Origin of the sequence: Thalassospira sp. CH_XMU1448-2 (assembly GCF_037027285.1) — a bacterium.
In the GTDB taxonomy this organism is placed as follows: Bacteria; Pseudomonadota; Alphaproteobacteria; order Rhodospirillales; family Thalassospiraceae; genus Thalassospira; species Thalassospira profundimaris_C.
In genome coordinates this window covers 282,290-298,360 of the sequence record NZ_JAYMEA010000004.1, presented here as the reverse complement: position 1 = coordinate 298,360, position 16,071 = coordinate 282,290, and the positions used below count along the sequence as shown (strand labels likewise).

The following is a 16,071-nucleotide window of genomic DNA, read 5'->3' as shown; positions in this document are numbered from 1 at the left end:
TACGGCATACTGACTTTGGCGTATCCGTCGGTGATCCCTGAAACCTCATCTAGCCAAGATAACGATTATAGTCGGCGATAAACTGTTCAACCGTCCCCGCCCCCAGCGGTGTGTTGTAATATTGCTTCCAATAGGCCGCCAGGCTGTTCAGGTCATTGGGGTCTGATGGCAATGCACCGGGTGCCCGGTAATAGCGAATGCGACACATCGCGGTTGCATAGGCAAGATTGCTTGCCAGTTGGCCCGCCTTGTCCGGGGAGCCATCGGTTGCCGCCGGTTGCGGCCCAAGAAAAGCGTCGACCTTTGCCTTGAGTGCCGCGCGGCTCGAATAATCAAGATAATTGACATAGCAATCATCAAGAGTTGCCGGTTCCATCTGATAGATGCCCATGGCGGGACCACCACCGACCTGTTTGATATAGTCGCCCAGATGACTTTCATGGGCAGCTGTTCCCAATAGCAGGTTCTCTGCGACATCCGATGCCGGAAGATCAAGTGCGGCCAAAACCGGCCGGACAATCATGGTTCGAAGCTGTTCACTGTTAATCGGCACGACACACCCCGTTCTATCTGTGACTACACAGAGCAGTGACGGGTCATTCGACTGTGTGTGAAGTTAATGCGCAAAAAAGCAGGCGACGTGCACAACCGCCCCGCGTTTCACCCCTTCCAGATAGTTAATTATATCCAATTGTATAGTTATCTCCCAAAAACCTAATACCAACCTATGAATTACGCCCCTATCGAGACTGAGAAAAATACGACCTTCATTCATTGCCTGGGGACTATATTATGCATTCTGAAATTCGTCGGCGCCTTGAGTTTATTGGTTTTGACGATGCAAAGGCCAAACAGCTCAGACGTGCCTGGCCTGTCATTGAAAAAAGCCTTCCACCTATTCTTGATGAATTTTACCGAAGGGTCATGGCCCGTCCCGAACTGGCACAAATTGTCGGTAGTCAGTCCAATGTTACGCGCCTCAAGGAAGCGCAAAGCAAACACTGGGCCAAGCTGTTTGACGGAACGTTTGATGATTCATTCTATGAAGATGTCCGGCGTATCGGCAAGGCACATGAACGGATCGGCCTGACGCCGGAATCCTATATGTCTGCCTATAACTTCATGCTGGGCGAGATTTCAGCACTTCTGTTCCGGCACTTCCATCGAGATTCTCAGGTTTCATTGATGGTGGTTGCCTCGATCAATGCCATTCTGATTGATGTCGAAATGGCCATCACCGTTTATTACGAAGAAACCCAGATAACCTATAATAACAGGCTTCAAGCCATGTCCAGGGAGTTCGAGGAAACCATTGGCACGGTTGTATCGGCCGTTTCAGCATCCGCCGAGGATATGACGAGCGCATCCAACACCCTGATTTCCAGCATGACCGAAACCCAGGACGAGGTCCAAAAGGCCCTGAGTGCAGCCGAACTTTCTGCGGATAATGCAACGACAGTTGCCGGGGCGGCGGAACAGCTTGATGGTTCGATCCGCGAGATTTCCAGTCAGGTATCACGCGCATCAACGATTTCGAACGAAGTCGAAGAATCCGTCAGGCGCACCTCGGACACCATCGAAACCCTCAATACCGCCGCAGACCAGATCGGCACGGTTGTTGATCTTATCGATAAAATCGCAAGCCAGACCAACCTGCTGGCCCTTAACGCCACTATCGAGGCCGCCCGCGCGGGTGAAGCCGGCAAAGGCTTTGCTGTTGTCGCAAGCGAGGTCAAGAACCTTGCGAACCAGACGGCAAAGGCAACAGGCGACATCACCGAACAGATCAATGCGGTGCAACAAAGTACATCAGCAGCCGTTTCAGCCATCCAGACCGTAGCAGGACAAATCAGCAATATTGTCGATTCCGTTACCGCCATTTCGGCCGCTGTCGAACAACAGGCTGCCGCCACCACCGAAATCAGCGGCAATATCAACGCGGTATCATCTGCAAATCAGGATGTGAATTTCAGCCTAGGCACCGTCAGCGACACCGCGACCAAAACCAGTTCAGTCGCATCCCAGGTGTTTGAAGTCTCCAAAACCCTAAAGCAGAATTCCGAACGGTTGCGCACCGATGTGGATACATTCGTCACCAGACTGACTGCACAATCCTGATCTTTATCCATTCAGCGAACGGGCGCGCGAACATTGTTCCTGCGCCCGTTTTGATTTGGTGATGGTTCGCCATCTACCATCTGCCGTTTTTGTCGGGCGGGTGCTTTGGCTAGCGCAGGTTATAGACCACCGGGACGGTCAGCATGATCTTGTCTTCGGTCATGGTATCGGGGAAAGGCGGAAATTGCCGCACCCGTTCGATCATGCGTTCCGTTTCACGATCCAGAATCTTTGATCCGCTTGAAGACAGCATTCTGGCCTCAAGCACCATGCCATCCCGGGCAATCACGATATAGATGCTGTTCTGGCCCTCGATGCCGCGGCGTTTGGCACGATCCGGATATTCGCGATAGCGGTTAAGCATCTGCAAGACAGAGGACTGGTAATCGACCATTGCCGCCTTGCTGGCCGCACCACCACCACTGCCATTTGATGCCGATGCGGCCTGACTTTTGGCGACTTCGCCCACTGTCCCCTCGGACTGGCTTGAATCCACCGGGCCCGTTGGTTGTTGAACAGGCTCGGTGGTTTTCTTGACCACCTCGGCGGTTTCAACCTTTTGGGATGCCTCGACCTTGGTCACCGGCGGCTTTGGCTTCATCCGGACCGGAAGCACTTCGGCCAGTTGTTGAACCACAACCGGTTCAGGTTCAGGTTCAGGTTCTGGCTCGACTTCGGCGACTTCCTGAACGACCGGTTCGGGTATCGGCTCGGGCGCGACAATTTCCGGTTCCGGTTCGGGGACAGGTTCCGGTTCGACAATTTCTTCCGGTTCGGCGAGGTCTTCGGGATTCGGTTCAACGACGGGCTCGGAAACCGGTTCCGGTTCAGGCTCTGTGACCTCGACAGGGTCTTCGGCGGCACGACTTTCGACAGAATCCGCGCTTTGTTCATCAATTTCGGATTCGCCGCTGACGGCATGCCCGGCCCCCAGCGAGATACTGATAGTTTGAACCGATCCGGCCCCGCCCCACCCCGAAGGCTGCGGATCAGGCACGGCAAGAACGATCCCCCCGGTCAGAAGAATACCTGTAAGCCCGGTTGCGATCAGGAAATCAATGCGTTTTGACATATCAATCCTGTCCCGCTTCGATGGAAGTCATCAGCTGGACCTTATCTACGCCGAGTTCCTGCAACCGTTTGAGCAAGGCAACGACCTTCACCCCCTCGGTTTCGCGGTCGGCGCGGATTTCGACCGGGCGGCCGATATAATCGACAGGCAGCATTGATGACAGACGGTCAAGCCCGCCCTTGAGGTCATCAATCCCGATATCGCCATTCTTGCCAAACCACAGAACAATTGTCTCTTCCGGGCGCGCTTCGGCTGTCTGGCTTGCCGGTGGGTCGATTTCAAAGGGGCCGAGTTTTTGCAGACTTCCGGCAATCATGAAAAAGATCAGAAGCAGAAAGACGATATTGATCAGTGGCAACATCGGTTCCTGGACCGGGGTATCGTCGGCAATCTGGATGCGGCGTTTCATTCGATGAACTCCACATCGGTTACGCCACCCTGTCCGAGCGCATCCATCACATCGACCAGATGTTGCAGACTGGCACCATTCACCGGGCGCAAACGAACGGGTGATCCGCCATAGTCACTTTGCAAGGCAGGAACCAGCCCGGACAGTGAAACAGCTTCGCCATTGATTGAAAGCCCGCCATTGGCATCGACATTGACCATGACCGGCCGCACATCGCTTTGTCTGGTGGCCTTGCCATCGGTGATGCTGACCGACATCTCGAAACCCTTCCAGTCCAGGAAGCTTGATGCCAGCATGAAGAAAATCAGCAAAATGAAGACAACATCAATCAGCGGGGTCAGACCGATCATCGGTGATGAACCGCGATTTCGTTCGCGCAATTGCATAAGACGTATTCCGACGGATCTGGTTTATTCGGCAGCGTGGCGAAGTTCGGATACGTTGGATGCCCTTAAAGTGGCCTTGTGGGCAAGTTCGCCACGATTGACCACCATGGTGCAGACATCTTCCATAACAGCTGCTGCGCGGCTGATAACGCCCTGCATCCACATATGGAAGGCAGTTGCCGGAATGGCGACGACAAGACCGATCGCGGTCGTCAGAAGTGCCAGCCAGATACCGCCGGACAAAACAGACGGATCAATACGGCTTCCTGCACCTTCCATTTTCTGAAACGCCTCGATCATGCCCATCACGGTGCCAAGCAAACCAAGCAGCGGGCTGAGGACGGCAATCGCCGACATGACGCGAAGACCACCGTTCAGGTCGTCAATTTCCTTGCGCGCACGTGCTGCAATCAGATCGGACGCAGCTTCGCGGTCATCAGCCGATGATACAGACAATGAAAGACCCGAAAGCCCGATCCGGGCCGCCGGATGGCGACGACGCGACAAAAGGTTTGCCGCCTGTGCTTCGTCCCCTGCGCTCAGGTGACGTTCGACATCCTTTACAAAACCGTCTGCAAAGACGCCGCGGCGCAGGAACCCGACCAGTTTATAGAAAAACAGCACAATCCCGATCAACGCCATGGCGGCCAGAACCCAGCCAACCACACCCGCCTTGTCGACCTGCTCAATCACCGGCAACCCGACAAAGGCATCGGTCAGGGTATTTGACTGGGTTATCCCCGTCGTATCCACCGGAAGGCCGGTGTGAGGATCGACCATCACTGTCCCGTCTGCGGACAGGGTTCCGGTCGCAGACGCATCAGGTGCGAGTGCGCCATCGGAAGCAAGCGGGCTTTGCGCATCAACAGATGCGCCCAACGGATTTACAGGTTCAGGCATTTAACTTTTCCGATCACACAAACGATCCGCATCGGACGTCCTGCTCCGATGCATTTGAAACTGATTTGCATTCTTTACCGCAAATAGAATTGCGATGCAATCGCAACCAGAAAAATCTACGGGTCTTGATGCATGACAGCCCTGCTTCTTGCAAAAGAACGCAGGCAGAGATGCTCATGGAATGACAGGAAAACCGGACCGGGAAATGATGGCAAAAGCCGGATATGCAAAACCCCCGGAACTTCTGGGTTCCGGGGGTTTTGAATTGGTGAGCCCGACAGGATTCGAACCTGTGGCCAACTGATTAAAAGTCAGTTGCTCTACCAACTGAGCTACGGGCCCTCAACGTTGGTGAGCGGCGTTTTAATGGGACTGGCGGCATCGGTCAACCCCCCTTTTTGCACGATTTTGCACATCTGCCATGAATTCGCACCAGAAGCCCGGAAAACCACGGTTTTGACCCGTTAAAAAAATGTCATCAAAACCCGCAGCTCCCCGTCCTTCGGATTACGGAAGCCCGACCAGTCAGATTTGAGATTTCGGGGAAATGCAGACAAATAAAAAGCCCCCGAAACCGGAAAGGTTTCAGGGGCTTATTGGTGAGCCCGACAGGATTCGAACCTGTGGCCAACTGATTAAAAGTCAGTTGCTCTACCAACTGAGCTACGGGCCCTCAACGTTGGTGAAGCGCGTTTTAATGGCAGACAGGGCGCTGGTCAACACCTGTTTTCCATATTTTCCGTCTTTTTACGGTTTCACGCCCTAAAACGCGAAAGCCGCCCCACAAAGGGACGGCTTCCAGTTGCAAATGATCGGCTGACGCGATTACTGCGCGTCTGCTGCAACCTGCATTTTGACGATGACGTCAGGATCGGCGACGGTGCCATTGGCCCACGGCGCACCCTTCTTGATCATGTCGACATATTCCATGCCCTCAGACACCTGACCCCAGATGGTGTATTGACCATCAAGATGCGGTGCGTCGGTAAAGCAGATGAAGAACTGCGAATCAGCACTGTTCGGGTTTGCCGAACGGGCCATGGAAACGGTGCCGCGACCGTGATGTTCCTTGGAGAATTCAGCATCAAGCTTCTGGCCTGACCCACCAGTGCCATTGCCCTTGGGGTCGCCGGTCTGCGCCATGAAGCCTTCAATAACACGATGGAACTTCAAACCGTCATAAAAGCCCTGACGGGTCAGTTCCTTGATACGGGCAACATGATTCGGCGCAAGGTCCGGGCGAAGCTGGATTACAACGCGGCCATCTTTCAGATCAAGATAAAGCGTGTTTTCCAAATCCTGAGCGACAGCGTCGTTTCCATTGGACATGGTTACAATTCCTAGTACGAGAGCAATTATTGAGAACAGACGAATAAGACGCATGGCCTGCGTTATTCCTTTTCTTCTGCCAGCTTTTCATGCAAGCGTTTGAGCACGTTTGCCGGCACAAATTCACTAACATTACCGCCCAACCGGGCGATTTCCTTAACAAAGCGCGACGAGACAAACTGTTGTTTGTCCGACGCCATAAGGAAGACAGTTTCGACTTCCGGGGACAGCCGGGCATTCATGCCAGCCATCTGGAATTCATATTCAAAGTCCGACACCGCGCGAAGACCACGGATGATCGTGCTTGAACCGTTTTCCTTGGCAAATTCCATCAGAAGCGATGAAAATGGCTTAACTGAGGTACGTGCAGCGACTTCGCCACCCGCAGCCTTCAGGGCCTCTTCCACCAGCTTGCAGCGTTCATCCACCCCGAACATCGGACCTTTGCCGGCGTTGATAGCAACGCCGACAATAAGCTGGTCCACAATGCGGGTCGCACGACGAATAATATCCATATGCCCCTGGGTTACCGGGTCAAAGGTCCCCGGGTAAATCCCGATGCGCGATACGGTAGAAGACATCTCAGTCATCGAACTTCCAATTATTCGTCGCTATCTGCGCCGTCAGATTCCGGTACATCATCACCGGCATCAACAGCACTGGTTTCAATCGCTTCACCGGCATCGGAAGCACCATCAACGGCACCTTCGGCACCCTCGATATCACCTTCCTCGCCTTCGTCGTCACCACCAAGGTTACTTAGTCGCTCGACCGCCACGACCTGTTCGTCATCGGCAGTACGGAACAAGGTCACGCCCTGCGTCTTACGACCGGCAATACGGATATCGTGGGTCGGCATACGGATGACCTTGCCACCATTGGTGACCATCATCAGTTCGTCGCCCTCTTCGATCACGAAGGATGCGGCGACATTGCCGTTACGTTCGGACATCTCGATATTGGCAAAGCCCTGACCGCCACGACCGGTGACACGGTATTCATAGGCAGAGGTACGCTTGCCATAGCCGTTTTCGGTCACAGACAGGATCAGCTGATCCCCATCCCTGATTTCCTGATGGCGCTCGGCCGTAAGGATTTCAAGCGGCAGACTGTCTTCGGTGATTTCCTCGCGGCGCAGTTTACCTGCGATCGAAAGGTATTCATCGCGTTCTTCCATCGAGACATGATTGCCAAACAGAACCGACATCGCGATGACGGAATCTTCGTCGGCCAGACGAATGCCGCGCACACCAACCGAGTTACGGCCGGTAAAGACGCGAACGTCACTGACACGGAAACGAATGCATTTGCCCTGACGGGTGGTCAGAAGAATGTCGTCATCATCGGTACAGGTCTGAACCGCAATCAGTTTGTCACCACGATCTTCTTCAAGCTTCATGGCGATCTTGCCGTTGGATTTCACATTCACGAAATCGGCAAGACTGTTACGACGGACGTTACCGGTCGAGGTCGCAAACATCACATGCAGGTTCGGCCATTCTTCCTCGTCGGGAAGCGGCAGCACGGTTGTGATATATTCGCCCTCGGACAGCGGCAGCAGGTTCACAAGAGCCTTGCCGCGTGACTGCGGGGTACCGACCGGCAGACGCCAGACCTTCATTTTATAGACCATGCCCTCGGAGCTGAAGAACAGAACCGGGGTATGGGTATTGGCAACGAACAGCTTGGAAACGAAATCTTCCTCGCGGGTGGCCATGCCCGAACGGCCTTTGCCACCGCGACGCTGTGCGCGATAGGTCGACAACGGAACACGCTGGATATATCCGCTGTGTGACACGGTAACGACCATGTCTTCGCGGGCAATCAGGTCTTCGATGTCATGTTCGAATTCGGCTTCCTGAATTTCGCTGCGACGTTCGTTGGCGAACTCGTTGCGCATTTCAGTCAGTTCATCCTTGAGGATCGTCAGCTTGCGCTCACGCGAGGCAAGGATATCAAGGAAGTCTTTGATCTTCTCGCCCAATTCGGTCAATTCGGCAGCGATCTTGTCGCGTTCGAGACCGGTCAGGCGATGCAGACGCAGTTCAAGGATCGCACGGGCCTGTGCTTCGGACAGGCGATACATGCCATCGGTCGAACCGATCTGGTTCGGGTCGGCAATCAGTTCGATCAGCGGAACGATATCACCCGCTGCCCAGTCGCGTGCCATCAGCTGTTCACGCGCAATGGTCGGATCGGCCGCATTGCGGATCAGCTTGATGACTTCGTCGATATTGGAAACGGCAATCCCCAGACCAACCACGACATGCGCACGTTCGCGCGCCTTTTTCAGAAGGTGGATGGTACGACGGGTAATGACTTCTTCGCGGAACTCGACAAAGGCCTGAATGATGTCCTTAAGGTTCATCAGTTCCGGCTTGCCACGGTTCAGCGCAAGCATGTTCACACCAAACGAGGTCTGAAGGGCGGTAAAGCGGAACAGCTGATTAAGAACAACATCAGAGTTCGCATCACGCTTGAGCTCGATCACCATGCGAACGCCCGAACGGTCGGACTCATCACGCAGATCGGAAATGCCTTCAAGCTTCTTGTCGCGCACCAGTTCAGCGATCTTTTCCATCAGGGTCGCCTTGTTCACCTGATAGGGAACTTCGGTAACAATGATGGCTTCACGGTTCGCACGGACTTCCTCGACATGGGTGCGGGCACGCATGACGACAGAACCACGACCGGTCTTGAACGCGGAATGGATACCCGAACGGCCCAGAATAAGTGCACCGGTCGGGAAATCCGGACCGTGTACAAATTCCATCAGGCCTTCGACGGTGATTGCCGGGTTATCGACATAGGCCATGCAGCCATCGATAACTTCGCCAAGGTTATGCGGCGGAATATTGGTCGCCATACCCACGGCAATACCACCCGCACCATTGACCAGCATGTTCGGGAAACGTGCCGGAAGAACCGATGGTTCCTTGGTGGTTTCGTCGTAGTTATCGCGAAAATCAATCGTGTCTTTGTCAATATCATCAAGCAGGAAATGCGCTGATTTCGCCATGCGGGCTTCGGTGTAACGCATGGCGGCGGCCTTATCGCCATCCATGGAACCAAAGTTCCCCTGCCCGTCAATCAGTGGCAGACGCATGGAGAAGTTCTGCGCCATACGGACCATCGCATCGTAAATCGCGCTATCGCCGTGCGGATGGTATTTACCCATCACGTCCCCGACCACACGGGCCGATTTACGGAACGGCTTGTTATATTCGAAACCGTTTTCATGCATCGCGTACAGAATACGACGATGTACAGGCTTCAAACCGTCCCGGACGTCAGGCAGCGCACGGCTGACAATCACGCTCATTGCGTAATCGAGGTAGCTGCGGCGCATTTCTTGTTCGATGGAAACCGGGAAAATATCGCGGCTTTCGGAATTGGTCTCTTGGGTGGACAAAGGCCGTGACCTCTTAAACGCTTGATCAGAAATGATTCAATCGGCGTGACATGCAGCTATTTTCAAGCACATGCCGGACCAGAAAGGCGGAAAGTATCAGGTTTATCGACCACAAACAATATTGACAAATCCCATCATTCCGCGTTGGGCAAGAAAGTTCGGAATTTATCATCAATCCGTGGTCCGATCTTACTGTCGGGGCTTGCTTTTTTCGCTCTTTGGAACGTCGAGCACCGGGGCCATCGGATCAGATTTTGCAAGCCTGGGTTCGAGTGATGCCGATTTACGGCCAAACCGCATCTGGGATGCGGCAATCCCGCCCAGAATGATCACAAGTGCGATCAGCGCATTGGGCTGGGGCACTTCGCCCAGAACAATGAAACTGATCAGAACACCAACCGCCGGAACAAGGTAATTGTTAAAGACAAGGAAGCTGGCCCCGGCAACGGCAATCAGATGCAGGATCATGAACATGGCAATCCCGGTCGGGAACATGCCCAGATACATGATCGACACCGCCGCTTTCAGATCCCATGTCATCGTCCAGGGCTGATCGATGATCAGGGTAAAGGGCACCAGCATTACGGATGCAAATGTCAGGATAATTGCCGTGGATCCGATGCGCGGCTGATCACGCAGATTGCGTGCCACCAGTGACGAGATGGCATAACCGACAGCGGCAACCAGAATGGCCAGCTGGAACAGGAATTCCCCGCCCAGCCCCGAAAGGGTTTCCGGCCCGACCAGCACAATCACGCCAATCGTTCCCAGAACAACCCCGACCACCTTACCTGCTGTCAGCTTTTCATCATGGGTAAAGAAATGCGCAAGCACCACGGTGGTCAGTGGCACCGTCGACATCAGAATGGCGGCAAGCCCGGCATCAACACGGGTTTCGCCATAACTGATCAAAAAGAACGGAATGGCATTGCCGACCAGTGCGACCATAAAGGTCGAAATCCAGGCCCGCCTGCCCTTGGGCATTTCGGATTTGCGCATCAATGCAAAACACCACAGCACGATTGCGGCAAAGGTCAGCCGCCCTGCAGCCACCACAAGCGGGGAATAGGCATGCACACCGATCTTGATAAAGGTAAACGAGCTTCCCCAGATAATGGCAAGAAGCAACAGCAAGCCATATTCACGAATTCCCGGACGTGTCATGTTCCCAGCCTATTTTCGCCATAGTTATTGGGCTTCATCACAGTCGTGATCAAACCAGCAGTCAGCGTTAGAGGCCAAGCACCAATTAATCAAGAAAATAGAACCCGGACCGTCCTTTCATTCCGGGTCAGGACCATCTGTCGACAGAAAGACACGCAACCGACCGGAGGGATCCTGGATGCGGATAATCATCCTCCAAACAGCCGATATTCCACCTTCATTGTGCTGCCGTCCATAAGGCAGATCAATGAAGCAAAATGGAAAAAGTGGAAAAAAGCACAATCAGCACATGTTTTTAGTTGCGAATGATTTGCAATAGCATTACATTACGCACAACAATAAAAACCGGGATACGAAAAGATGAGCTACGTTGATCAGGAACTGTCGATTGAAGACATGCTTGCCGACCCGATCGTGCAGACATTAATGCGCTATGATGGCATTTCTGCCAGTGACGTTCGTCACACGATTGAACAGGTAACTCAAACCCGTGCCGGAAAATCCGCCTTTGGCGAATTTGGCAGCACCCATCACACCCACATATCTTGGGGCAGCGAGTCTGCACAGGGCAACAGGTTGCGCCACAAGGCCGCCTGAAAGCCGACACCAGCACCATCCCGCGCCCTATGCCGGGAACCCATACAGGTAATGTTGTTTAGGGCCGGTCGTCGTTCAGCGACCAGTCATAGACGTCATCGCTCACATCAAACCGGCCGATGCTGTCGAGCTGACGGGTCAGCTCCGGCCCGGCATAGGTCAGAAGATGGGCAACCAGTTGCGCATCACGCTCACCAAAGTCTTCCCGATACCAGTCATACAGGCTTGAAATCACAAAGCCGCCGTCCCCGTCACTGTGAATGGCGCGTGGGTGATTGATAAAATCACGTGCTGCCTGATCAAGCTGATCATCAAGCAGGTCGGCATCATAGGCCTCGGCTGCGAGTGCCGGACAGCCGACCGATGCACAATTGACCGCATAGTGAATGCGCGGATCAATCCAGATCGGACGCAGGATGCGATGTTCGATATCATTAAGCGACAAGGTCCGCCCTTCGACTGTGATCAGCTTCTTGTCCCATGGCCCCGATGAAAACAGACCCAGCGAGAACAGACCGGGCGAAATATCAATATCGCGGATTGATGCCACCGGATAATGATCAAGCACCACCTTTACGGTCAGCGCATTATAAAGATTGATCCAGTATGCCAGTTGCTGATTGCGATTAAGGTCGCTGACCGGAACCATGACCATTTTCCCGACATAGCCCGCCACGGCCTCAATCCCGTTGGCCCGATCATCAAGTGCTGCCTTGTAATCAAAGGTGGTGACACCGGGTTCAGGCTGCGCAACGAACCGATCAAGCACCGCCTGCCAGCCGGAATGATCAATTTTCTGCATGCTGTCAGGATCATGCGCCTGCCAGTCCGGCCAAAGATCGGCTTTGGGGGCGGCATAAGCCCCGACCGGCGCAAAAGCCGATATCAGGACAAGCATCAGAACAGACAGAAACACGCGCATGATCAGCAAACCATTTTTCAGGGCGACGAAGTAACGTACCAGCCGGGAAGACCCGTTTTAGAAATCAGTGTGAGGCACCATATCATCAGTGTTAACCGCATAGGGGCAAAACGACCTCATCAAACCGGCGTGATCACGCAAACCTGTTTTATATACTTTTAACCCCGAGTTGAGATACAATAACGACCATGATACAGGCAGGTGCAATACAGGTTATCCCCGGAAGTGGCGGGCAACTTGGCCAGATCATAGCCACACGCGCCCTGCCAGGTTCCGGGAGCCAGCCGCCGACCAGCGGGTCGGGCGGAACGGGCGCGTCTGCGCCGCAAACCATGCCTGCCGCCGTGGCGCTTGTTCCGCTTTCAGGCACATCGCAACCTGCCAGCGGATCACTCCCCCGCACCGAACCATCCAGATCAAACAGCACCGGGACGACAGCGGAAAAGACGCCACCGCCACCAGCGCCGCCCGCGCAAACCGCACCGGTCAATCGTGCCGCGTCGGTCATCACGATCATCCAGCAACTCGATCCGCGTGATATTAGTGGTGAACCGGCTGCCCCTGAAACCGACACCGGATCCCCGACCGAACGCCAGCAACAGGAACGCGAAGACACGCCCAAAAGCGCGCGCCCGCGTACATCCAACCCGGCCCTTCTGACCGCAAGCGAACGTGAAATCATTCAGCAACTGCGCGCCCGTGATGCGGTCGTCCGGACCGAGGAAGAAAGCCACCAGACACTGGCCGGTGCCAATGCCGGCATGATCAGTTACAGCTATACCGCAGGTCCCGACGGGCGACTTTACGCCACGGGCGGGAAAGTCAGTATTCATCCCCTTCAGGGACTTGATGGCATTGCCGCCATCGCCAATCAGGCTGCAATTTCACGTGCTGCGTCGGTTCCGGGTAGCTCGGCTGCGGATTTTAACGTCGCCAAGGGCGCATCCATGAGCATCTCGGCCATGATCGCATCACAGGCCAGTGCCGCAGCAGAAAGCTATCGCATCACCCTTGGCCTTAATGCTGCGCCAAGTACGATTGATCTTAGCGGCTAATTCCCGCTGCATTCACCCAACAAAAAAGCGGCCCGCACGGAGCCGCTTTTGCTTTGTCTGATCCGAAGCTCGATATTAGTCGGCGTAATGCCAGAAGATATCAAAGCCCGGATTAAACACCGTGACCGGGCCTTCGCCGGTTTCGATCTTGGCGGCGAATTTCGCCGGTTCCGCACGTTTTTCCAGCGTGATCTGATCACCGTTCAACGGCAAGCCATAGAATTGCGGGCCATTGACCGAGGCAAAGGCTTCGAGCTTATCAAGGGCATTTTCCTGCTCGAACACGTGGGCAAGAAGCTGCACGGTATTATTGGCGGTAAAGATACCGGCGCAACCACACGGGCTTTCCTTGCGCTCGTCCGTATGCGGGGCGGAATCGGTCCCGAGGAAGAAGCGCGCATCGCCCGATGTGGCGGCGGCACGCAGCGCCAGACGGTGCTTTTCACGCTTGGCCACCGGCAGGCAGTACATATGCGGATGAATGCCGCCCACCAGAATGGCATTGCGGTTAATGATCAAATGGTGCGTGGTGATCGTTGCACCCAGATTTTTGTCATTGGCTTTGACATATTCAACGCCGTCTTCGGTGGTGATGTGTTCCATCACCACGCGCAGTTCCGGCAAACGCTTGCGCAGCGGCTCCAGAACCCGGTCGATAAACACCGCTTCACGGTCAAAGATATCGATATCATGATCAGTGACTTCGCCATGCACACACAGCGGAATGCCAAGCTCTGCCATGCGCTCAAGCGCTGGCATCGCATTATCAAAATTGCGAACCCCGCTATCGGAGTTGGTGGTCGCCCCTGCCGGATAAAGCTTCAATGCGGTGATCACACCGGCCTTGTAACCTTCCTCGATATCATCGGGATTGGTGCCCTCGGTCAGATAAAGGGTCATCAGCGGGGTGAAATCATGGCCTTGCGGAATGACCGCCGTGATGCGGTCGCGATAGGCAACGGCATCGGCGGTCTTGACCACCGGCGGCACAAGGTTCGGCATGATGATCGCACGGGCAAAATGCGCGGAAGTCTCGCCAATCACACCTTTTAACATCGCGCCATCACGCAGATGCAAATGCCAGTCATCCGGACGGCGAAGGGTAATGCGATGTGTCGACATGTGACGATCTCCTGGCAACCATTGAGCCCCGTTTGGGAATATGGAGCGTTACCTAGCAGATTGGGTGGGAATTGGGAATGTCAAAGCGGGGGAAATGTGACCAGAAAAGACAAAAGGCCAGGCATTTCTGCCTGACCTTTTCACATGGGGCGAGTGATGGGACTTGAACCCACGGCCCCCAGAGCCACAATCTGGTGCTCTAACCACCTGAGCTACACCCGCCATCGTGTGGCGCGGTTTATATGGCCCGTGGCCCGCAACGTCAAGCGCATATTTTCACTTTTTTCCGCTGAATCTCCCCAACCCCTTCAAAGCGCCGAATTTTGCGGGCTTGGGCGGTTTGACACCAAACCAATGGCGTTATTTGTATGATAATTTAACTCACCTACCCGTCTGAACATCTTGCATGTCGGGCCACATGCCTTAATTAATCGGAACCAGGAACTGAACCGCAAAACAATGTGCGAAACCATGCATATACGTCATTGCGGACTGCCCGCACCCAAGGGTTGACTTCGGGTTGGCGGGCCACAAAACAGAAAAACAGACGGAGTATCGGAATGAAGTGGGGCGTCATCAGCACCGCCAAGATCGGCACGGAAAAGGTCATCCCGGCCATGCAGGAAAGCGACAAGCTTGAAATCCTTGCCATTGCCGGACGCGATCTTGGAAAGACCCGTGAGGTCGCCGAAAATTTGCGTATTCCGCGCGCCTATGGTTCCTATGAGGAACTTCTGGCAGACCCGTCTATCGAGGCGGTTTACAATCCCCTGCCCAACCATCTGCATGTTGAATGGACGATCAAGGCGCTTGAAGCAGGCAAACATGTCCTGTGCGAGAAGCCGATCGGTCTTGATACCGAGGATGCCAAACGCCTGATCGCCGCCCGGGACAAAAGCGGCAAACAGGTTCTTGAAGCCTTTATGGTGCGCCATCATCCTCAGTGGCTTGAAGCCCGCAAGATCGTTGAAAGCGGCCAGATCGGTGACATCACCACGGTGCAGACCATCTTTACCTATTTCAATGCCGACCCGAACAATGTGCGCAACAAGAAAGATATTGGCGGCGGCGGGCTGCTTGATATCGGATGCTACTGCATTGTCGGCCCGCGCTTTGTCACAGGCAGGGAGCCGGTTCGTGTTGTATCCCTGATGGACAAGGACCCGAAATTCGGAACCGACCGTCTTGTTTCGGGCATGCTTGATTTCGGATCGGGGTTACAGGCAAGCTTTGTCTGCGGCACCCAGTCGGCCGCCGTACAGCGCGTTCATATTCTGGGCACCGAAGGCCGCATCGAAATCATTATGCCGTTCAACCCGATCCCGGAAAATCCGGCGATCATCCGGGTGGCTGGCCAGAAACAGCCAGGCTTTGACGAAGCCCGCGAGATCAAATTCCCGCTTTGCAATCACTATACCCTTCAGGGGGATGCGGCGACTGCGATCTTTAAGGGGGAAAGTCCGGTCGATTATCCGATCGAGGATGCGATCATGAATATGCAAATCCTTGATGCCCTGACGCGCTCGGCCAAGACCGGCAGTTGGGAAATGGTCAAAGCCTGATCTGCATGGGCCATCAGAGAAGA

At 54.5% G+C, this 16,071-nt stretch carries 15 protein-coding genes and 3 tRNA genes; 4 read left to right on the top strand and 14 right to left on the bottom strand.

From position 1 onward, the window contains the following. Positions 1-49 precede the first annotated feature (49 nt). The gene (locus WA318_RS16490) at positions 50-553 is read right to left on the bottom strand and encodes a hypothetical protein (RefSeq protein ID WP_336082863.1); all 504 of its coding nucleotides are present in this window, start codon (positions 551-553) and stop codon (positions 50-52) included. A 239-nt stretch (positions 554-792) separates the two neighbouring features. Here WA318_RS16490 and WA318_RS16485 point away from each other — a divergent pair, with 239 nt between their 5' ends. Beyond that, complete coding sequence (locus tag WA318_RS16485) at positions 793-2,118, top strand: globin-coupled sensor protein (protein ID WP_336082861.1); 1,326 nt, start codon at positions 793-795, stop codon at positions 2,116-2,118. Positions 2,119-2,227: 109 nt separating this feature from the next. Here the strand turns inward: WA318_RS16485 and WA318_RS16480 are convergent, their stop codons facing one another. From WA318_RS16480 to WA318_RS16435, 10 genes are all read right to left on the bottom strand, one after another. Further along, the gene (locus WA318_RS16480) at positions 2,228-3,190 is read right to left on the bottom strand and encodes an energy transducer TonB (protein ID WP_336082859.1); all 963 of its coding nucleotides are present in this window, start codon (positions 3,188-3,190) and stop codon (positions 2,228-2,230) included. A 1-nt stretch (position 3,191) separates the two neighbouring features. After that, the gene (locus WA318_RS16475; RefSeq protein WP_336082858.1) at positions 3,192-3,599 is read right to left on the bottom strand and encodes an ExbD/TolR family protein; all 408 of its coding nucleotides are present in this window, start codon (positions 3,597-3,599) and stop codon (positions 3,192-3,194) included. After that, positions 3,596-3,985, bottom strand: coding sequence for an ExbD/TolR family protein (locus WA318_RS16470; protein WP_336082857.1), 390 nt, complete (start codon positions 3,983-3,985; stop codon positions 3,596-3,598). The genes WA318_RS16475 and WA318_RS16470 overlap by 4 nt, the downstream gene beginning before the upstream one ends. Before the next feature lie 24 nt (positions 3,986-4,009). Further along, complete coding sequence (locus WA318_RS16465) at positions 4,010-4,885, bottom strand: MotA/TolQ/ExbB proton channel family protein (protein WP_336082856.1); 876 nt, start codon at positions 4,883-4,885, stop codon at positions 4,010-4,012. Between the two features lie 266 nt (positions 4,886-5,151). Further along, positions 5,152-5,227 (bottom strand) — tRNA-Lys (locus WA318_RS16460). 255 nt (positions 5,228-5,482) lie between these two features. Beyond that, positions 5,483-5,558: transfer RNA gene (locus tag WA318_RS16455), tRNA-Lys, on the bottom strand. A gap of 152 nt (positions 5,559-5,710) precedes the next feature. Then, positions 5,711-6,214: a peptidylprolyl isomerase gene (locus WA318_RS16450; RefSeq protein WP_114100073.1), complete on the bottom strand. Its 504-nt coding sequence runs from the start codon at positions 6,212-6,214 to the stop codon at positions 5,711-5,713. 62 nt (positions 6,215-6,276) lie between these two features. Then, a complete protein-coding gene (coaD, locus tag WA318_RS16445) occupies positions 6,277-6,804 on the bottom strand; it encodes a pantetheine-phosphate adenylyltransferase (RefSeq protein WP_114100072.1) in 528 nt (175 codons plus the stop codon). An 11-nt stretch (positions 6,805-6,815) separates the two neighbouring features. Beyond that, complete coding sequence (gyrA, locus tag WA318_RS16440) at positions 6,816-9,626, bottom strand: DNA gyrase subunit A (protein WP_336082854.1); 2,811 nt, start codon at positions 9,624-9,626, stop codon at positions 6,816-6,818. 189 nt (positions 9,627-9,815) lie between these two features. Beyond that, entirely contained in the window at positions 9,816-10,790 is a 975-nt protein-coding gene (locus WA318_RS16435; RefSeq protein WP_336082851.1) for a DMT family transporter, read from the bottom strand. 360 nt (positions 10,791-11,150) lie between these two features. Between WA318_RS16435 and WA318_RS16430 the strand changes: the two genes are divergently transcribed. Then, entirely contained in the window at positions 11,151-11,387 is a 237-nt protein-coding gene (locus tag WA318_RS16430; RefSeq protein WP_336082849.1) for a hypothetical protein, read from the top strand. Positions 11,388-11,445: 58 nt separating this feature from the next. Here the strand turns inward: WA318_RS16430 and WA318_RS16425 are convergent, their stop codons facing one another. Then, positions 11,446-12,309, bottom strand: a complete 864-nt coding sequence (locus WA318_RS16425; RefSeq protein ID WP_336082847.1) for a DUF547 domain-containing protein — start codon at positions 12,307-12,309, stop codon at positions 11,446-11,448. Positions 12,310-12,497: 188 nt separating this feature from the next. On the opposite strand from WA318_RS16425, the gene WA318_RS16420 reads away from it, so the two are divergent. Further along, entirely contained in the window at positions 12,498-13,364 is an 867-nt protein-coding gene (locus WA318_RS16420; RefSeq protein WP_336082845.1) for a putative metalloprotease CJM1_0395 family protein, read from the top strand. 75 nt (positions 13,365-13,439) lie between these two features. Here WA318_RS16420 and pyrC read toward each other — a convergent pair whose 3' ends face one another. Together pyrC and WA318_RS16410 are read right to left on the bottom strand one after the other, a co-directional pair. Beyond that, positions 13,440-14,486, bottom strand: coding sequence for a dihydroorotase (gene pyrC / locus WA318_RS16415; protein ID WP_336082843.1), 1,047 nt, complete (start codon positions 14,484-14,486; stop codon positions 13,440-13,442). Positions 14,487-14,631: 145 nt separating this feature from the next. Beyond that, positions 14,632-14,708 (bottom strand) — tRNA-His (locus WA318_RS16410). Between the two features lie 338 nt (positions 14,709-15,046). Here WA318_RS16410 and WA318_RS16405 point away from each other — a divergent pair. Further along, positions 15,047-16,048, top strand: a complete 1,002-nt coding sequence (locus tag WA318_RS16405; RefSeq protein ID WP_114100065.1) for a Gfo/Idh/MocA family protein — start codon at positions 15,047-15,049, stop codon at positions 16,046-16,048. Positions 16,049-16,071: the final 23 nt, after the last annotated feature.

Bases quoted from the DNA above. Each gene is read 5' to 3' on its own strand.
- WA318_RS16485 (WP_336082861.1), top strand. From the start codon at position 793: ATGCATTCTGAAATTCGTCGGCGCCTTGAGTTTATTGGTTTTGACGAT.
- WA318_RS16480 (WP_336082859.1), bottom strand. From the start codon at position 3,190: ATGTCAAAACGCATTGATTTCCTGATCGCAACCGGGCTTACAGGTATT.
- WA318_RS16475 (WP_336082858.1), bottom strand. From the start codon at position 3,599: ATGAAACGCCGCATCCAGATTGCCGACGATACCCCGGTCCAGGAACCG.
- WA318_RS16470 (WP_336082857.1), bottom strand. From the start codon at position 3,985: ATGCAATTGCGCGAACGAAATCGCGGTTCATCACCGATGATCGGTCTG.
- WA318_RS16465 (WP_336082856.1), bottom strand. From the start codon at position 4,885: ATGCCTGAACCTGTAAATCCGTTGGGCGCATCTGTTGATGCGCAAAGC.
- WA318_RS16450 (WP_114100073.1), bottom strand. From the start codon at position 6,214: ATGTCCAATGGAAACGACGCTGTCGCTCAGGATTTGGAAAACACGCTT.
- coaD (WP_114100072.1), bottom strand. From the start codon at position 6,804: ATGACTGAGATGTCTTCTACCGTATCGCGCATCGGGATTTACCCGGGG.
- WA318_RS16435 (WP_336082851.1), bottom strand. From the start codon at position 10,790: ATGACACGTCCGGGAATTCGTGAATATGGCTTGCTGTTGCTTCTTGCC.
- WA318_RS16430 (WP_336082849.1), top strand. From the start codon at position 11,151: ATGAGCTACGTTGATCAGGAACTGTCGATTGAAGACATGCTTGCCGAC.
- WA318_RS16425 (WP_336082847.1), bottom strand. From the start codon at position 12,309: ATGCGCGTGTTTCTGTCTGTTCTGATGCTTGTCCTGATATCGGCTTTT.
- WA318_RS16420 (WP_336082845.1), top strand. From the start codon at position 12,498: ATGATACAGGCAGGTGCAATACAGGTTATCCCCGGAAGTGGCGGGCAA.
- pyrC (WP_336082843.1), bottom strand. From the start codon at position 14,486: ATGTCGACACATCGCATTACCCTTCGCCGTCCGGATGACTGGCATTTG.
- WA318_RS16405 (WP_114100065.1), top strand. From the start codon at position 15,047: ATGAAGTGGGGCGTCATCAGCACCGCCAAGATCGGCACGGAAAAGGTC.